Origin of the sequence: Streptomyces sp. NPDC059957 (genome assembly GCF_042730015.1) — a bacterium.
GTDB lineage: Bacteria > Actinomycetota > Actinomycetes > Streptomycetales > Streptomycetaceae > Streptomyces.
Genome location: NZ_JBHWMB010000017.1, coordinates 77,394 through 94,369 on the forward strand (window position 1 = coordinate 77,394; position 16,976 = coordinate 94,369).

Annotated in this window: 12 protein-coding genes and 2 pseudogenes; 7 read left to right on the forward strand and 7 right to left on the reverse strand. The window is 71.4% G+C overall.

What is annotated here, in order from left to right; translation table 11 throughout:
* Nucleotides 1-164 precede the first annotated feature (164 nt).
* The 5 genes and pseudogenes from ACFWBW_RS14225 to ACFWBW_RS14245 all read left to right on the forward strand — a co-directional run bounded on the left by ACFWBW_RS14225 (nt 165) and on the right by ACFWBW_RS14245 (nt 6,474).
* Entirely contained in the window at nt 165-1,004 is an 840-nt protein-coding gene (locus ACFWBW_RS14225; RefSeq protein ID WP_385371886.1) for an alpha/beta fold hydrolase, read from the forward strand.
* A 137-nt stretch (nt 1,005-1,141) separates the two neighbouring features.
* Entirely contained in the window at nt 1,142-2,740 is a 1,599-nt protein-coding gene (locus tag ACFWBW_RS14230) for an alkaline phosphatase D family protein (RefSeq protein ID WP_385371889.1), read from the forward strand.
* Nucleotides 2,741-2,958: 218 nt separating this feature from the next.
* Complete coding sequence (locus ACFWBW_RS14235) at nt 2,959-4,404, forward strand: GNAT family N-acetyltransferase (protein ID WP_385371892.1); 1,446 nt, start codon at nt 2,959-2,961, stop codon at nt 4,402-4,404.
* Nucleotides 4,405-4,568: 164 nt separating this feature from the next.
* Nucleotides 4,569-4,690 (forward strand): annotated as a pseudogene (locus ACFWBW_RS14240) (Lrp/AsnC family transcriptional regulator); the annotation flags it as partial.
* A 65-nt stretch (nt 4,691-4,755) separates the two neighbouring features.
* On the forward strand, nt 4,756-6,474 hold the full coding sequence (locus tag ACFWBW_RS14245) for a DUF885 domain-containing protein (RefSeq protein WP_385371895.1): 1,719 nt from the start codon (nt 4,756-4,758) through the stop codon (nt 6,472-6,474).
* Nucleotides 6,475-6,556: 82 nt separating this feature from the next.
* Here the strand turns inward: ACFWBW_RS14245 and ACFWBW_RS14250 are convergent.
* From ACFWBW_RS14250 to ACFWBW_RS14260, 3 genes and pseudogenes are all read right to left on the reverse strand, one after another.
* Nucleotides 6,557-6,862, reverse strand: a pseudogene (locus ACFWBW_RS14250) (rhodanese-like domain-containing protein); the annotation flags it as partial.
* Between the two features lie 14 nt (nt 6,863-6,876).
* Nucleotides 6,877-9,888: an AAA family ATPase gene (locus tag ACFWBW_RS14255; RefSeq protein WP_385371898.1), complete on the reverse strand. Its 3,012-nt coding sequence runs from the start codon at nt 9,886-9,888 to the stop codon at nt 6,877-6,879.
* Entirely contained in the window at nt 9,885-11,057 is a 1,173-nt protein-coding gene (locus ACFWBW_RS14260) for an exonuclease SbcCD subunit D (RefSeq protein WP_385371901.1), read from the reverse strand. The genes ACFWBW_RS14255 and ACFWBW_RS14260 overlap by 4 nt, the downstream gene beginning before the upstream one ends.
* A 789-nt stretch (nt 11,058-11,846) precedes the next feature.
* On the opposite strand from ACFWBW_RS14260, the gene ACFWBW_RS14265 reads away from it, so the two are divergent.
* Nucleotides 11,847-12,233, forward strand: a complete 387-nt coding sequence (locus tag ACFWBW_RS14265; protein ID WP_385371904.1) for a CS1 type fimbrial major subunit — start codon at nt 11,847-11,849, stop codon at nt 12,231-12,233.
* A gap of 155 nt (nt 12,234-12,388) precedes the next feature.
* On the opposite strand, the gene ACFWBW_RS14270 is transcribed toward ACFWBW_RS14265, so the two are convergent.
* Entirely contained in the window at nt 12,389-13,498 is a 1,110-nt protein-coding gene (locus tag ACFWBW_RS14270) for a protein kinase family protein (RefSeq protein ID WP_385372000.1), read from the reverse strand.
* Nucleotides 13,499-13,813: 315 nt separating this feature from the next.
* A complete protein-coding gene (locus ACFWBW_RS14275; protein WP_385371907.1) occupies nt 13,814-13,957 on the reverse strand; it encodes a hypothetical protein in 144 nt (47 codons plus the stop codon).
* Between the two features lie 876 nt (nt 13,958-14,833).
* Here ACFWBW_RS14275 and ACFWBW_RS14280 point away from each other — a divergent pair.
* Nucleotides 14,834-15,664: a BTAD domain-containing putative transcriptional regulator gene (locus ACFWBW_RS14280; RefSeq protein WP_385371910.1), complete on the forward strand. Its 831-nt coding sequence runs from the start codon at nt 14,834-14,836 to the stop codon at nt 15,662-15,664.
* 62 nt (nt 15,665-15,726) lie between these two features.
* Here the strand turns inward: ACFWBW_RS14280 and ACFWBW_RS14285 are convergent, their stop codons facing one another.
* Together ACFWBW_RS14285 and ACFWBW_RS14290 are read right to left on the reverse strand one after the other, a co-directional pair.
* Nucleotides 15,727-16,524: a thioesterase II family protein gene (locus ACFWBW_RS14285; RefSeq protein WP_385371912.1), complete on the reverse strand. Its 798-nt coding sequence runs from the start codon at nt 16,522-16,524 to the stop codon at nt 15,727-15,729.
* The gene (locus ACFWBW_RS14290) at nt 16,511-16,903 is read right to left on the reverse strand and encodes a hypothetical protein (protein WP_385371915.1); all 393 of its coding nucleotides are present in this window, start codon (nt 16,901-16,903) and stop codon (nt 16,511-16,513) included. Before ACFWBW_RS14290 ends, ACFWBW_RS14285 begins: the two co-directional genes overlap by 14 nt.
* Between the last annotated feature and the right edge of the window lie 73 nt (nt 16,904-16,976).

Consider the following 16,976-nt stretch of genomic DNA (forward strand, 5'->3'; position numbering starts at 1 on the left):
CTCCGAAAGCCACCTCGAAGGGCGCCTCCAAGAGCACCCCGAAAGTCGCCGCGAACCCGAAGTCCCGCCCCCAGGGGCTACCGGGCGGTAACCGGCCGGGAGACACTACTGACAAGCCGTCTCACACGGTCGCCGAAGCCGCCCGACCCCCGACGAGGAGCAGCATGACCGCCACGGTCTCCTTCACGATCGATTCGCCGCTGGGCCCCCGCACCACCACCGCCGCCTACGAGCGCAAGGGTGCGGGCGAGCCGCTCCTGCTGCTGCACGGCATCGGCCACCACCTCCAGGCCTGGCATCCGGTGACCGACGTCCTGGCCGCCGAGTACGACGTGATCGCCGTCGACCTGCCCGGCTTCGGCGTCTCGGAGCCGCTGCCGCACGGGGTTCCGTACGATCTGGGCACCGTCGCTTCGGCACTGAGCGCGCTCTGCACGGCGCTCGGCATAGAGCGGCCGCACGTCGCGGGCAACTCCCTCGGCGGGCTGCTCGCCCTGGAGATGGGGCGCGCCGGCCTGGCGCGCTCGGTCACCGCCCTCTCCCCCGCCGGGTTCTGGACGGAGGGGGAGCGCCGCTACGCCTTCACCGCACTGCGCGCGATGCGCGTCGGCGCCGGGGCGCTGCCCCGCTCCGCAGTGGAACGGCTCGCCCGCAGCGCCACCGGACGCGCCGCGCTCACCGGCAGCATCTACGCACGCCCGGGCCGGCGTTCGCCCGGCGCCGTGGTCGCCGAGACCCTCGCCCTGCGCGATGCCTCCGGCTTCGAGCAGACCCTGACCGCGGGCGGCTCCGTACGGTTCACCGCGGATCTGCCGGGCCTGCCCGTCACCATCGCCTGGGGCAGTCGCGACCGACTGCTCCTGCGCCGCCAGGGCGTCCGTGCGAAGCACACCATCCCCGGCGCCCGCCTCGTCCGGCTCCCCGGCTGCGGCCACGTCCCCATGAACGACGACCCGGCCCTGGTCGCCCGCGTCATCCTGGACACAACCAGGCTCGCCCGATGAGGTCTTGACGAGGCGTCAGCCGTCCGCATCAGTGTTCACGCATGGTTCGCGTGCGCGACGCGGGCGGTCCGGTGTGCCGCCGGTGTACGGCGGCACACTGGTCCGGCCCGTCCCCGCCGGCCTCTGGAGACGCACCGATGGCACCTCTGCCGCACACCCGACGCTCCCTGCTCGGCGGTTCCCTCGCCGTCCCGGTGGGCCTCGCCCTGTCCAGCGCCCTGACGGGCGCCCTGACCACTCCCGCCCACGCGGCGGCGCCCGCCTTCGCCCGCTCGGGCCGCCCCAACGCCTTCTGGGGTGTCCAGTCCGGCGAGATCACCGCCCACTCGGCCACCGTCTGGACGCGTTCCGACCGCCCCGCGTGGATGTACGTCGAGACCTCCCCGAGCGAGTCGTTCCGCTATGCCGTCCGCCGCCACCGCGGCCCGCTGCTCGGCCCGGACACCGACTTCACGGGCACCACCACCCTGCGCGAGCTCCCTCCCGGGCAGCAGATCCACTACCGGGTGCTCCTCGCCGACCCCGACGATCCGCGCCGCACCGGCGAGCCGGTCCACGGCACCTTCCGCACCACCCCCGCCTCCCGCCGCCGCGACGTGCGCTTCCTGTGGTCCGGAGACCTCGCCGGTCAGGGCTGGGGCATCAACCCGGAGCTCGGCGGCTACCGCGTCTTCGACGAGATGCGCCTGCGGGACCCCGACTTCTTCCTCTTCAGCGGGGACACCATCTACGCCGACGGGCCGATCCAGGCCTCCGTACCGCTGCGCGACGGAACCCTGTGGCACAACGTGACCACCGAGGAGAAGGCGAAGGTCGCCGAGACCCTCGCCGAGTTCCGGGGCAACTTCCGCTACAACCTGCTCGACGGCAACCTGCGCGATTTCAACGCCCAGGTGCCGGTCCTCGCCCAGTGGGACGACCACGAGGTCCGCAACAACTGGTACCCGGGACAGATCCTCGACGACCCCCGCTACACCGTGAAGGACGTCGACACCCTCGCCGGCCGGGCCCGCCGGGCCTTCGGCGAGTACTTCCCCGTCACCGACCTGCGCGGCGGCCGCGCCGAGGGCCGGATGTACCGGGTGATGCGCTACGGCCCGCTGCTCGACATGTTCGTCCTCGACATGCGCACCTACCGCGACGCCAACTCCCCCGGCCGCCAGACCGACGACCCCATCGGCATCCTCGGCCCCGAGCAGCTGGCCTGGATCAAGCGCGAGCTGTCGCGCTCCCGCGCCACCTGGAAGGTCATCGCCGCCGACATGCCGCTGGGCATCGTGGTGGCCGACGGGGCCGCGAACTTCGAGGCCGTCGCCCAGGGCGACCCTGGCGCACCGCTCGGACGCGAGCTGCAGATCGCGGAACTACTGCGCCACATCAAGCACCAGCGCATCACCGGCACCCTCTGGCTCACCGCCGACGTGCACTACACGGCCGCGAACCACTACGCGCCCGAGCGGGCCGCCTTCACCGACTTCGCACCCTTCTGGGAGTTCGTCTCCGGACCCATCGGCGCGGGCGGCTTCCCCTCCGGCCGGCTGGACGCCACCTTCGGCCCGGAGATGGCGTACGTCCAGTCCGCGCCCTTCGCGAACATGTCCCCGTCCGAGAACCCCCCGTACTACGGGGAGGTCGAGATCGACGGGGACGGCGGCGAGCTCACCGTCCGGCTGCGCCGCCAGGGAGGCGGCGTACTCTTCACCCGGACCCTGCAGCCCGGACGGGTGGGGCAGTAGGCGGGCCGGCGGACGGCGGCAGCAAGCGGGGCGGCAGGCGGCGGCAGCAAGCGGGTCGGCAAGTGGATCAGCAGGCAGGAGCCGCCGAGAGCCGCCCGCCGTCGCGCCGGGATCTGAAATCAGCCGGAAAACAGGGCGAAATCGGCCAGATGGATCCTTAACCAGTCGGTCACAGATCGTTCGTGATCACGCAACACCCCTGCGTCACAGTGGTCTGCATGACTGAGCGTATTCCTGCCCCTGCCCAGCGTCCCCACCGCCACCACTGGCGCCGCGACGTCGTCGAGCTCGCCGCTCTCTTCTGCGCCGTCGCGGTCGCCGACGCCATCGCCAATCTCGTGGTGCACGGCCCCCGCGGCCCGGTCCTGCTCGTGGCCTCGGCCGTCGCGCTCCTGGTCACGGCGGCGTTCCACACCTGGTGGGCACGCCGCCACAGCCATGCGCCCCCGCCCACGGACACCGCGCCCGCGGACCCGGCCACGGGAACGGCGGCGGCCCTGGCCACAGACGGTGCGGACGACGGTACGGACACGGCGCCGGCCTCCACCCTGTGGCGGATGCGGACGACCGTGCGCGACGAGCCCGGCAGCCTCGCCGCGCTCTGCACCGCACTCGCCCGGAGCGGGGTCGACATCCTGACCCTGCAGACGCACCCGCTCCCCGAGGGCGGCACGGTGGACGAGTTCCTGCTGCGCGCCCCGCAGCAGCTGCCCTCCGCGGACCTCACCAGGGCCATCTCCGGCGCCGGCGGCCACAGCACCTGGATCGAGCGCGCCGACGCGCACGACCTGGTCGACACCCCGACCCGCGTCCTGGGGCTGGCCACCCGCACCGCACTGGACGCCGCCGAGCTGCCGCTCGCCCTGCGCCAGTTGCTCGGCCGCTGCACCATTCACTCGATCCCGGCGACCACCCTCTCCGGGCGCCCCAACGCCGGCGCCGACGCGCCCGTCGAAGGCGTCCTGGAGGCCACGGTCATGAAGCTGCGCGACCCTTCCGGCGGTGCGATCACCATCGAGCGGCCCTACCTGCCCTTCACCCCGACCGAGTTCGCCCGCGCCCGCGCGCTCGTCGAGCTGGACGCCCGGCTCGGACCGCGGGTGCCGCGGAGCCGCGACGTACTGACCCTCCCCGAGGGCAACGAGATCACCGTCCGCCGCGCCGACGGCTCCGACCTGCCCGCGGCCCGCGCCATGCACGACCGCTGCTCCGAGCGCACCCTCGGCCTGCGCTACCACGGCCCCGTCGCCGACGCCGACCGGTACCTCGGCCACCTGCTGAGCCCGCGCTTCGGCCGCACCCTCGCCGCGACCACCGCCTCGGGCAAGCTCGTCGCCCTCGGCCACCTGCTCTGGGACGGCGACGAGACCGAGGTGGCGCTGCTCATCGAGGACGACTGGCAGCGCCGCGGCATCGGCTCCGAGCTGCTGGGCCGGCTGATCGGGATGGCCGTCGAGGCCGGATGCGACAGCGTGTACGCCGTCACCCAGGCCCAGAACACCGGCATGGTCGCCGCCATGCGCGGTCTCGGCCTCCCCCTCGACTACCAGATCGAGGAGGGCACCCTGGTGATCACGGCCCGGCTGGACGCGACCCCGGTCAGCTCCCGGCTGCCGTACGAGCTCCCGGGCGAATCCCGCGGCCTGCCCCGCGGCCGGCAGTGACCTGCACGGCGGCCGCCCCGGCCCGCTCCTGAACGGGCACGCACTCCATCGCCCGGTCCGGCGCCCGGTCCAGCGCCCGGTCCAGATCGGCCAACAGGTCGTCCACGTCCTCCAGCCCGACCGACCGACCGACATGCGCAGCAGCCGGTCGCTCACGCCCGAGGCGCGGGCTGGAGGCACTGCCCCTCGTACAGGTGCGCCCGCACCGCCGCGAGCCGATCGGTCCCTTCGTCGAGCGCGGCGCTCGCTGCCGGCCTCGCGGGCCGTCTTCCATTTCTGCTGCCCCCTGCGTCAGCAGGTTGGCGATCTTTGGTGATGACGCGGACCCGTCCCGCATACGAAGATGTCCACATGTCAGACATCCTCACCAGTGACAGCGCCGCACGGCTGCCCCGCCAGGTCGCCGATGCCTACGTCGACGACCTCATCGCCATCGACCCGATCACGGGCACCTATCTCGGTGTCGCCGCGAGCTCCGGCCAGCTCCCGGACCTCTCCCCCGCGGGCCGCGCGGCGGCCGCCGCACTCACCCGCACCACGCTCGCACGGCTCGACGCCGCCGAGCGGCAGCCGGGCGCCGACAGCGATGCCGAGCGCCGCTGCGCCCGCCTGCTGCGCGAGCGCCTCAACGCCGAACTCGCCGTCCACGAGGCCGACGAGGACCTGCGCGCGGTCAGCAACATCCACTCCCCCGCGCACTCGGTCCGCGAGATCTTCTCCCTGACCCCGGCCGAGACCGACGAGGACTGGGCGGCGATCGCCGAGCGGCTGCGCGCCGTACCGGTCGCGTACGCGGGCTACCGCGAGTGCCTCGCGCTCGGCCTGGACCGCGGCCTGTTCGGGAGCCCGCGCCCCACCGCCACCTTCATCGAGCAGCTCACCGCCTGGGCGGGCGAGGGCGAGGGCGCCGAGGGCGCGGGCAAGGGCGGCTACTTCGCGGAGTTCGCCGCCACCGGCCCCCAGGCGCTGCGCGCCGAGCTCGACGCGGCCGCCGCGGGCGCGACCGCCGCCGTCGTGGAACTGCGCGACTGGATGCGGGACGTGTACGCCCCCGCCGTCGAGGGCAAGCCCGACCCCGTGGGCCGCGAGCGCTACGCCCGCTGGTCGCGCTACTTCAACGGTGCCGACCTGGACCTGGACGAGGCGTACGCCTACGGCTGGTCCGAGTACCACCGGCTGCTCGCGGAGATGAAGGCCGAAGCCGCCAAGATCCTCCCCGACGCGGGTCCGTGGGAGGCGCTGGCGCACCTGGACGTGCACGGCACCCACATCGAGGGCGTGGACGAGGTCCAGGCCTGGCTGCAGGGCCTGATGGACGAGGCCATCGAGAACCTCGACGGCACCCACTTCGAACTCGCCGAGCGGGTCAAGCGCGTGGAGTCGCGGATCGCCCCTCCGGGCGGCGCCGCGGCCCCGTACTACACGAACCCGTCCGAGGACTTCTCCCGTCCGGGCCGCACCTGGCTGCCGACGATGGGGCAGACCCGTTTCCCCGTCTACGACCTGGTCTCCACCTGGTACCACGAGGGCGTTCCGGGCCACCACCTCCAGCTGGCGCAGTGGACGCACGTGGCGGACCAGCTCTCCCGCTACCAGGCCAGCGTCGGTCTCGTCAGCGCCAACGCCGAGGGCTGGGCGCTGTACGCGGAGCGGCTCATGGACGAGCTGGGCTACCTCAAGGACGCCGAGCAGCGCCTCGGGTACCTGGACGCCCAGATGATGCGCGCCACGCGCGTCATCGTGGACATCGGCATGCACCTGGGTCTGGAGATCCCGGCGGATTCGCCGTTCCACCCGGGCGAGCGCTGGACGGTCGACCTGGCGCAGGAGTTCTTCGGCCTGCACAGCGGCCGGCCGGGCGACTTCGTCGAGAGCGAGCTCACCCGCTACCTCTCGATGCCGGGCCAGGCGATCGGCTACAAGCTGGGCGAGCGCGCCTGGCTTCAGGGCCGTGACAACGCGCGTGCCGCGCACGGCGATTCCTTCGACCTGAAGGCCTGGCACATGGCGGCGCTGTCCCAGGGCTCGCTGGGCCTGGACGACCTGGTGGACGAGCTGTCGAAGCTCTGACCGCCGGGACCCGCACCACGGACGGACGGGCCGGCTCCCTCGCGGAGCCGGCCCGTCCGTCCGGGCACGCGGCGGCCGGTCGTCAGCAGCCGCAGTCGTCGGAGTCCGTGGGGGCGGTCAGCGGGTCGGCCTCGGCGCGCTGTTCGCGGCCCTGCCAGGTCTCGACCTCGAAGCCCTCGCGGATCCAGTACTCGATGCCGCCGAGCATCTCCTTGACCTGGAAGCCGAGCTGGGCCAAGGCGAGCGCCGAGCGGGTTCCGCCGTTGCAGGCGGGGCCCCCGCAGTACGTCACCACGGGAACGTCCTTGTCGAGGAGGCGCTCCGCCTGCTCGGCGACGAGGGCGTTCGGCAGGTGGACGGCGCCGGGCACGTGGGCCTGGTCCCAGGAGGGGGGCAGGGGTTTCAGCCCGTTCCGCCCGCCGTGCGGTGCCGCACCACCGAGCCACCGCGCTGCTTGACGATCTCCAGCTGGGCCTGCACCCGGGTCCGCAGGTCGGCGACGTGGCTCACGATGCCGACGCTGCGGTCACGTTCGCGCAGCGAGTCCAGCACGTCGAGCACCTCGTCCAGCGCCTGGTCGTCGAGGCTGCCGAAACCCTCGTCGATGAAGAGAGTGTCGAGCCGCATGCCGCCCGCCTCGTCGGTCACCACGTCGGCCAGGCCCAGCGCGAGCGCGAGCGAGGCGAAGAAGGTCTCGCCGCCGGACAGCGTGGCGGTGTCCCGCTCGCTGCCGGTCCAGGCGTCGACCACGTGCAGCCCGAGCCCTGAACGCCCCCGTCCGCTCGCCCTGGCGTCGGAGTGCAGCAGGGTGTAGCGGCCGCCCGACATGCGCAGCAGCCGTACCGTGGCCGCGGCGGCGACCTGCTCCAGCCGGGCCGCGAGCACGTAGGCCTCCAGCCGCATCTTGCGCTCGTTGTCCGCGGAGGTGCCCGCGGTGAGTCCGGCGAGCCGGGCCACCCGTTCGTAGGCCTCGCGCAGCGGTCCCAGGGAGCGCAGCTCCCGCTCCGCCTGGAGGGAGAGCCCGTCGAGGTCCCGGCACCGGACCCGGGCCGCGTCCACGGCGGACCCGGCCGTACGAAGCTTCGCGGCGGCCTGTGCCGCGTACGCCTCGGCCGCCTCCGGCGCGGCCGGAGGCAGGGCCGCCGCCGCGGCGGTGTCGGCCTCGCCGAGGCGGTCGGCCAGCATGGCCTCCTCCGCCTGCCAGGCGTCCGTGCGGCGTTGGAGCGCGCTGCGTTCGTACTCGGGGAGCACGGCGTCGGCCGCCTCCTCGATGGTGTCGAAGCCGGCCTTGAAGGCGGCGTCGGCGAGCTGGTCGTCGGCCTCCTTCAGCCGGGCGGCGGTGGTTTCGGCCCGGCGCAGCGAGACGGCAGCCGCCGTGACCATGCGGACCCTGTCCTCCAGGACTCCGGCGCGGGCCGCCACGCTGGGCGCGCCGTCCCGTACGAGGGCCAGCTCCGCTTCCAGCGAGGCCTGCTCCCGGTCCAGGGCCTCGCGGCGCGAAGCCCGCGCCGCGGCCCGGGCCTCGGCTTCGCTCCGCTCGGCGCTGCGCACGGCGTGCTCCCGCTCCGCGCGGGCCAGCCGTTCGCGGGCGGTGTGCAGTCCGGCGGCCGCGGCGTGCGCCTCGGCGTGACGGGAGCTCAGCCCGGAGGTGAGTTCCAGGAGCTCGGCGGTGGTGGCCTCCCCCGCGGCGGCCGCGGCCTCGGCGCGGGCCTCCCGTACGGCGGCCAGCCTGCGCTCGACCGCGGCTCTGCGCTCCTCGGCTCCCTCGAAGCGGGCGTGCGCCGCCTCCTCCGCGGCCCGGTCGACGTGACCGGGGGCGGGCCGGGCGGGAGCGGGGTGCTCCGCGGCCCCGCACACGGTGCAGGGCTCGCCCGCCACCAGGGCGGCGGCGAGCTCCGCGGCGATCCCGCGCAGCCGGGTCTCCTTGAGCTCCAGCCAGTGCTCCCGGGCGCCGGCCGACTCCTCCCGTGCGGTGAGCAGTTCGCCGGAGGCCCGCTCCGCGTCCTCGTCGAGGGCGTCGCGCCGCCGGGCGGCGTGCAGGTGCAGCCTGGCGGGCTCCAGTTTGCCGGCGAGCTGCTCGGCCAGGGTCGCGGCCTGCTGGGCGTCGTCCGCGCGCCCGGCCAGCTCGGTCCGGGTGTCCTCCCAGCGGCCCAGCCACTCGGCGGTCTCCTGCTGCTGCTCCTCGGCGGCGCGGGACTCCCGTTCCAGGTCGGCCCGTTCACGGCCGATCTCGGCGCTGCGCTGCTCGGAGCGGCGGGCGGCTCCGAGTGCTCCCAGGTCGCCCCGCAGCCTCTGCTCGACCGCGGCCAGCTGCTCGGTCCCCGCCTCGGCGAGCTGCGGCGGCAGCTCCGCCCGGGCCACCGACTCCGCGTGCGCGGCGGCCATGTGGGCGCCGGCGGCGGCTCCGCGCAGCTCCAGGGCGGGGGCGACCAGGGCTCCGCGCCGGGCCCGGTCGAGGAGGGCGCGCACCCGCTCCCGCTCCGGACCGGCCTCGGCGAGCAGCGCCGCCCGACGGCTGGTCTCCGCGTGCCGGCGTTGCAGCCGGTCGAGCTCCCGCGCCTCCTCGGCGGCCCGCCGGGCGGCGTGGTAGCGCCCCTCGACGGCGGCGAGGGCGTACTCGGCGACGGTGAGCCGCTCCCGGGCGGAGCAGCGCACGACGGCGGCCCAGGCGCGGATCGCCCCGGCCAGCCCGGGGTCGCCCGGCTGGTGCCGGGGCAGCGGCCAGGCGCGCAGGTCGGCGGCGTCGCCGGCGGCCTGGGCGAGCCGCTGGGCGGTGTGCAGCACCTGCTCGTCGCCGGCGCGGACCTTGGCCTCGGCGGCACGGCGGCGCTCGCCGAGCAGGGTTTCCACGGCGGCGAAGCGGCGGGTGTCGAAGAGCCGGCCCAGCAGCCGGCCGCGCGCCACCTCGTCGGCCCGCAGGAAGCGCGCGAACTCCCCCTGCGGCAACAGCACGACCTGGCAGAACTGCTCGCGGCTCATGCCGAGCAGCTGCTCGATCTCCTCGCCGATCTCCTGATGGGAGCGGCTCAGGGCGTCCCACTTCTCCCCGTCGTACTCGCGCAGCCGGCTCTGCGCCTTGTCCTTCGTCGTCCCGGTGCCGCGCTTCTTGGGCCGGTCCTGTTCGGGGCGCCGGGTGATCTCCAGGCGCCGGCCGCCCGCGGTGAGTTCGAGGGTGATCTCGGTCGGGGTGTCCGAGGCCGCGTGGTCACTGCGCAGGCTGGTGCCGGTGGCCTGCCGGGAGCCCGGGACGGAACCGTAGAGGGCGTAGCAGACGGCGTCCAGGACGGAGGTCTTGCCCGCGCCGGTGGGACCGTGCAGCAGGAAGATCCCGGCGCCGGAGAGGGCGTCGAAGTCGATCTCCTGGGGTTCGGCGAAGGGCCCGAAGGCGGTGATGCGGAGCCGGTGCAGCCTCATCGGTGGGTCTCCTGCCGGCTGTCCTCGGCCCGGACCTCGTCGAAGGCGCCCTGGAGCACGGACCGCTCGGCCTCGTCGGAGTAGCCGCCGCCCCCGCGCACGTGGGCGACGAAGTCCTCGGCGATCTCCCGGTCGCTGCGGCCCTTGAGGCGCTGCGCGTAGGACCCGCCCGCGTCCTCGGTGCGGCCCTCGGGGTCGAAGGCGAGGCTGAGGGTGTGCGGGAAGCGGGCGGCGAGCCGCGCCATGGGGTCCTCGGGCCGCACGGGGTCGGTGAGGGTGGCCTCCAGCCAGGAGTCCTCGTACCGGGCGTACGCGCCCTCGGAAAGCAGCTCCTCCAGCGGCCCCCGCACCCGGGCCAGCCCACGCGGCACGGGGGTGTCGACCCGCTCGGCACTCACGATCTCCCCGCCCTCCCCCATCTCCACGAGCCACATGCTCTTGCGCTGATCGGCTTCGGAGAAGGAGTAGGCGAGCGGGGAACCGGAGTAGCGGACCCGTTCGTTGATCGTCTGGCAGCCGTGGAGGTGGCCGAGGGCGGCGTAGTCGACCCCGTCGAAGACGGAGGCCGGCACGGCCTCGACCCCACCGACGGTGATGTCGCGCTCGCTGTCGCTGGCCTGCCCGCCGGTGACGAAGGCATGGGCGAGGACGATGGAGCGGGTCCCGGGCGCCCGGCCGGCGAGGTCCGCCCGGATCCGGTCCATGGCCGCGCCCAGAACGGCCTCGTGGCTCACCTTCGCGGCACCGAACTCGTCCTTGACGAGTGCCGGCTCCAGGTACGGCAGCCCGTACAGCGCCACGTCACCGTGTACGTCGGCCAGCACCACGGGGTCGGCGCACCCGGCGGGGTCGGTCCTGAGGTGGATCCCGGCCCGCCCGATCAGCCCTGCCCCGACACCGAGGCGACGGGCGGAGTCGTGGTTCCCGGAGATCATCACGGTCGGTACACCGAGGTCGGCGAGCCGGTGCAGGGCCCGGTCGTACAGCTCGACGGCGGGCAGCGGGGGCACGGCACGGTCGTACACGTCACCGGCGACGAGGACGGCGTCGACCTCGTGCTCCCGTACGGTCTCGACGAGGTGGTCGATGAAGGCGGCCTGAGCGCCGAGCAGGTTCACCCGGTGAAAGCTCCGGCCCAGATGCCAGTCGGAGGTGTGCAGGAACCTCATGAAATCGCCCTGACCTGCACGTTTACCCCTACTGCGCCTCAAAAGTCAGCACGAACCAGCACGGGGGCTCGCCATCAACGCTTGCCACGCTAACGCATGGCGCCCCCTGATCCGCCGCTCCCTTCAGATCACCCCGAAAAATTGGAGGACAATTCTTCGAGCCGTCGATCCTTGCGGCTCCCGAAAAGAGGCCTGCCGCAGCAGCACGCCCGCGTCGTACACGCCTCCTCAGTCCTCCACAGTGGAACGGTGTCCGGGTGCACGCCACGCTTGGTGGCCTCTGCGACCCGGCGCGCACCCCATCCCGGCCCGGAGCGGACGACGCAGCTGTCTTCGCCACGGTGCTGCGGGATCGCACGGCGGCCCTCACGCCGAGTTCACCGAGACGCTCGCGTTGTGCCTCGGTGAGCCAGTTCCGTGCGGCTCCGAGGGGCGAGCAGCACCATTGAAATCGAGTCAGCCCCATCCCACGTTCTGGCTCGACGTGTGGCGTCCGGCGCTTTTCGAGAAGGACCTTGCCACGTAGGCATCGAAGCAGGACCGCGGATCACGCCGCGAAAATGGGATGTGGTGATGTGGGCCGGCCATGAGGTGCGCCGTCAGGGCGCGTTTATGGAAGAGGTGGGGGGTGTTGAGGTCTTCGGGTGTTCTCGTGGAGGGCCACGAACCGCTCACGGTGGAAGGGGCGGCGGAGGTTGCCGGAGAGGCGGCGCTGTCTCGGGAGGGCTGCGCGGTTCGCGGTCGAGTCGCAGGGCGCGGATGGTGCCTGGCGGATGCCGTCGCAGCCGCGTGCGCTGGAGAACGCCTCTCCTGTCGGATGCCAGTGCGCTGCCGGACCAGGCCAGCCTCGACTCCGAGTTTGGCCTCGCCTACCACGAGCGGGTGCGCGTCTTCTCCAGCAGCGCGGACCAGGGCATCGCTGTACGGCCGGCCGATCGCCCGAAGCTGGCACCGCTCGCGGTCAAGAAGGCTGCCACGGCCGCGCCGCTGCGAGTGCTCCTCAACGGTTGCGAGCTGTCCGAGAAAAGAACCATCCTCGCCGCGGATGACCTGTTCGACGGAGCCCTGCCCGGCGCGTCCATCTCCATGCCGCTGGAAATCGGCCCGTCCGCTCCGGAGGCCATCGCGTCCGGCGCCTACGAGGGGACGGTCAGCATCACGCTGGCCCTGAAGTAGGCCCCGGCCTGGCCCGGGCCCACTGCGCCCCCACCCTCAGCCACGCCGTCCCGGTTCGTGGGGGTTCCATCCCCTGAGGTGCGGCTCAAGCTCCTCCGACGTGGGTTCACGTGTGTGAGGCATCCCTGGAAGCCCGCTCAAGGGGTCTATGGACTTTACATATTCCCTCGCCCACTCCAACCAGCGTCGGGCCGAGTCCGGTGCCGCCTCGTCCCCGGCGACCTGTCCGCTTCGAGGACCCTGTGGATCGCCTGCAACGGGTACTGACTCTCCCTGCTCTCTTCCTGAATCTTGAGGTAGAAGTCCGTCAGCACTGCGGCGAGCGGTGCATGGCGGGAGAGGATCGCCCTGGCCTCTGGCGATCCGCCCGGCGGTTTCTCTCCATCGGCACATGCGTGAATGAGTGCCACGCGTTCATTCCGCTCGTATCCGTAGAGAGCAGTGATCAGCCAGTTCACCAGCCAGCTGACCGTGTAGCAGCGATCGTAGGTCCGGTGCAGTTTGAAAAATCGTGTCTCGGACGGCGACAGATCGAATCGAGAGGAAAGGGCCAGGCCGTAGTCCGCGAAGTAGAGGCGTTGGCCGTCCGTCAGGATGTTCTGAAAATGGGCGTCGAAGTGCAGGAGCCCGCGAGCGTTCATGAAGGCCGTGCCGGCATCCAGTTCGCGCTCCACCATGGAGAGGGCGCGGTCAGCGCATTCTTCATCAGCCTGCACCTGACCGGTGAGCCACTCGTGGAGCGTCTGAGGAATGTACTCCAGGAACAGCACGAGGCTCGCAGAGGACTGCTGAAGGGCCTCGATGCGACGGCGCACCTCCGACCGGCCTCCCCAATAGGCGACGACCCGTTCCACGTCTGCGAATTCTTTGGAAAGCGAGGCCGTGTCCGGCAGCACGCGCCAGTGGTACATCATCGGAAAACCTTGGCGCTGGCCTCCGAGCACCCAGTTCGTCGTCATGATGTGAACAACGAGCTCCCGCCACGCACCAAAACCGGGCCCGCCAACACCGTACTGGCAGTAGGTGGGAAGTCCGAACAGGTTGGCCGTGGACCGCTCGTGCTCCGGCAACCGCTCCACGTCCGTAAGCGGCACGCGTTTCACGAAGACCGACCTTCCGTCGACCTCCATCAACGCGGACTTCCCACCGATACCGGAGCCAAGCGGCACGGCGGCGTCCACGAGCTCGGCCAGTCGGTGATCGCTTCGCAGGGCGAGCCAGGTGGAAACAGCGCTATAGGCAGCCAAGCGGGCTTCTTCTGACATATCGGGGGGCTCGACTGCTACCTGCATCGAAACGCCGACCTCGTCTCCATCATGCCCGTGAGTGTTCATCAGCTGCCTCTGCACTGTAGGCACAGGTCGGTCAGGAGATACGCGGGCTCGACGGACCGGGCCGGCTGTCAGGAGCCAGCACCCACGTTCCGCTCCCTGGCAGGGCCGCAGCCTCGAACGCGCCAGGAATACGACAGCTGCAGAACAAGTGCTCCGCGCCGCTATGAATGGTGCGACCGGTAGCGCGGTGCGATCCGAGGGCGGCGGTGGGCATGAGGTTCTCCACAGGCTGGGAGCCTAGCCGGGTCAGGTATGCAGGGTGGGGTCGGTGCTCAGGCGGGCGAAGGCGCAGAACGGCCGAGAGCTTGAACGGCGGATGAGGCGGGAGCGCAGGGTGCGCAGGGCAAGCAGTGCGGCGAGCAGGGAGAACACCGTCGTGACGGCAAGCATCTGAGGGAGGCTGGCGAGCAGCAGCAGTCCCGCCACGGCCGGGCCTGATCCGTGTGGTGATTGAGCTGGCCGTCTGCGGACTCGGCAGTCGCGATACCAGCCACCGGCTGTGTTGCAGTGCGCCGACGCCGCTGCGAGGTAGATATCTCGCGGTGCGAGGTGATCCCCCCGTCACTGACGTGGGCGGGCTGCATAGGCCGGCCTGATGCTCCGGGGGGCGAGTGCGAGAGCGATGGGGGCGGGCAGCCGCTGGCAGGTGTTCTGCGTCAGCTTTGTGGTCCTCGATCCGCTGGTCGTCGTCCTCGTGGGACTTGTGCGTCTGAGGGTGTCTGGTTGTCGAGGGGTGTGAAGGTACTGGACGTCATCGCGAACTGGACCGTCCACTGGCGGCAGTTGCGGGAGGATCCTGCGTGGCTGCTGCGTCCGGACGGGCTGTTGCCGATCACGCTGTTCGGTCTGTTCGTCATTACGTCCTCGGTTCCCTTGCATCGATCCGGTCGGCGCCGACGTGGAAGCCCTGCCGTCTCCCGAAGACGCGGCGGAACTGGCGGCCGTGCTCCACCCTCGGGAGCGCGCCGAACTCGCCGCTCTGCAGGCCCCGCTGGAGTACCGACTGGCCGTGGCTCGGGCCCGGGTCCGTCCGCACCGGTCCCGGCCTTCCACCAGTGCGGACACGGCAAGCAGATGCACAGCCTCGTGCGCGTCCGACCAGGTCCGCCACCACCAGGTCACTCACAATAGAAGTGACCCTTGCATTGACATGGCCACATACGTAAGATCAATTCAGTCACCAACTCGTATGGTCCTCACGATTTTACGCTTGGTCACTACAGGGACATCCTGGCCGAATGTCCGCGTCGGTTGAGGAGTCACTTGATGGATCACGCGATATCGGTCTACACACTCGGAACTTTCGAACTGACCATTCACGGGAATCCGGTCCAGCGATGGAGGGCGGGCAAGGCCCGCGACCTCCTCCAGTTCCTCTTACTGCACCAGGGGCGAGTGCTCTCGCGGGAAACGCTCCACGAGTCACTGTGGCCGGGATCCTACTGGTCGGCGAATTCGAGTTCACTCAAAGTGGCGGTGCACACCCTGCGCAGAATTCTGGCTAACTGCCAAGACTCGTCCGGGGAGACAAGCTCACCGTCGCTGCGCCTGGTGACTCGCGAAACCGGCTACACCCTGCAGGCCAGGGGAGTCTGGGTGGACTCCGAGGCCTTCGATGACCTGGTCGACCAAGGGCATCGCGCCGAGTCGGCCGGCGCCCATCGCGAGGCGAGCCAACACTACCGGACGGCCGCGGAACTGTACGGAGGGGACTTCCTGGCGGGCTCTCCCATGGAATGGGCCAATGTCCACAGAGAATGGCTCCGAAGTCGATACCTCTACATTCTCCAGCGGTTGGCCGAAAATAGTCTCGTGGAAGACGATCCACTCTCAGTGATGCGCTATTGTCGTCGGCTTCTTGAAATCGAGCCATATCGCGAGGAGAGCTATCGCATGCTGATGTACACGCATGCTCAGCTCGGACAGCTCAATCAGGTTCACCGCTGGTACGACATATGCACGACACGCTTGCGCGAAGACCTGCAAGTCACCCCAGAACCCGCGACCACACTCACGTACAACCGTGCCAAGCACGGCCAAATCGACGCGCACAGCTGGGAATCCATCAACTTTCCCAGCCACCCGGCAGCCCACTGAAATCAGCCGACCAAAGGCTGACGCCACTGAATCGCCTTGCACTCTCCGCGTTTCCCATAAGTTCAGCGCTCTTTGTGTGCCAGTTCGGTGCACAGCGCCTCCCGCACCATCGCGATGACCGTCGCCTGTTCCTCCTCGATGAACATATGGCCGCCATCCAGGTCGAGTCGGCGCAGGGGCTGCTGCGTTTCGCGGGCCCAGCCAGCCATCGTCTCGGGTCCGGCCTCAGGGTCGTTGTGCCCCGCCAACGCGACGATGGGCGTGGACAGGACGGGGCCGGGCGTGTGGCGATAGCGGTCGGCCAGCGCGAAGTCGGAGCGCAGCATCGGAAGCAGCAAAGAGAGCATCTCCTCGTCGTCGAGGATGGCCTGGGGAGTCGCCCCCATGTCCCGCAACAAAGCGATGAACTCCTCGTCCGGCAGGTTGTGTTGGGGGGGGCGCGCTCCGCACTCACGCGGCGGTGCACAGGCCGCGACGATGAGGAGGAGCGGAGGGCGTCCCCGTCGGGCCAGGCCCTGCGCGATCTCGAAGGCCAGCAGTGCGCCCAGGCTGTACCCGAACAGCGCCAGTGGCAGGTCACTCTGCAGCGGGGCGGTGGCCTCGACCACGGCGTCGGCGATCCTGTGCAGGTCGTCCTCGAGCGGCTCGCCCCACCGATGGGCCCTGCCCGGCAGGCACAGCGGGAGTACGTCCGCGGTGCCCGCAAGTGCCTTGCCCCAGGCCCGATACACAACGGGTGAGCCCCCCGCGTAGGGCAGGCACAACAGGCGTACGGCGCAATCCCCGGGGGCGGAAGGAGTGGGGAACCACCGGCCCGTTGCGGTGGCCGAGCCGTGGTGGCTGTCGTCACGCGTGGGCACGGGACTGCCCCCCGTAGAGGTCTTGGTGGCTGCCGTCGCGCTCGGCCGTCAGGTGGTCATGGCCGCCGAGTTGCGCGAGGCGTCCTCGGCCGACGACGACGATCAGGTCGGCGAGGCGTGCGCGCACGATGGCCGCCCTTGACGGGCCGGCGGACTTGGTGCGGTGGGAAGCCCCCCAGAGCGCCCGATTGATCGACGGCGTCAACTGCACGACGGTCTGCCCGGCGGCCCCGACGTACGCAGCCGGCAGCACGCCCCGTTCGCCTCGCATTGGTTGTCCACCCTGGGACACCGACCGGCCCAGCGATTCGGCGACCGCCTGGGCGACCGGGCCCGTCACTTGCAGCATCAGGAAGACCACCCCCAACAGCAGGGCCACGACGACGGTTTCCCGATCGAGGCCGTCCTGGCACCTGAGTCCCACAGCGAACCGGCCACTGTGCCGACGGTCA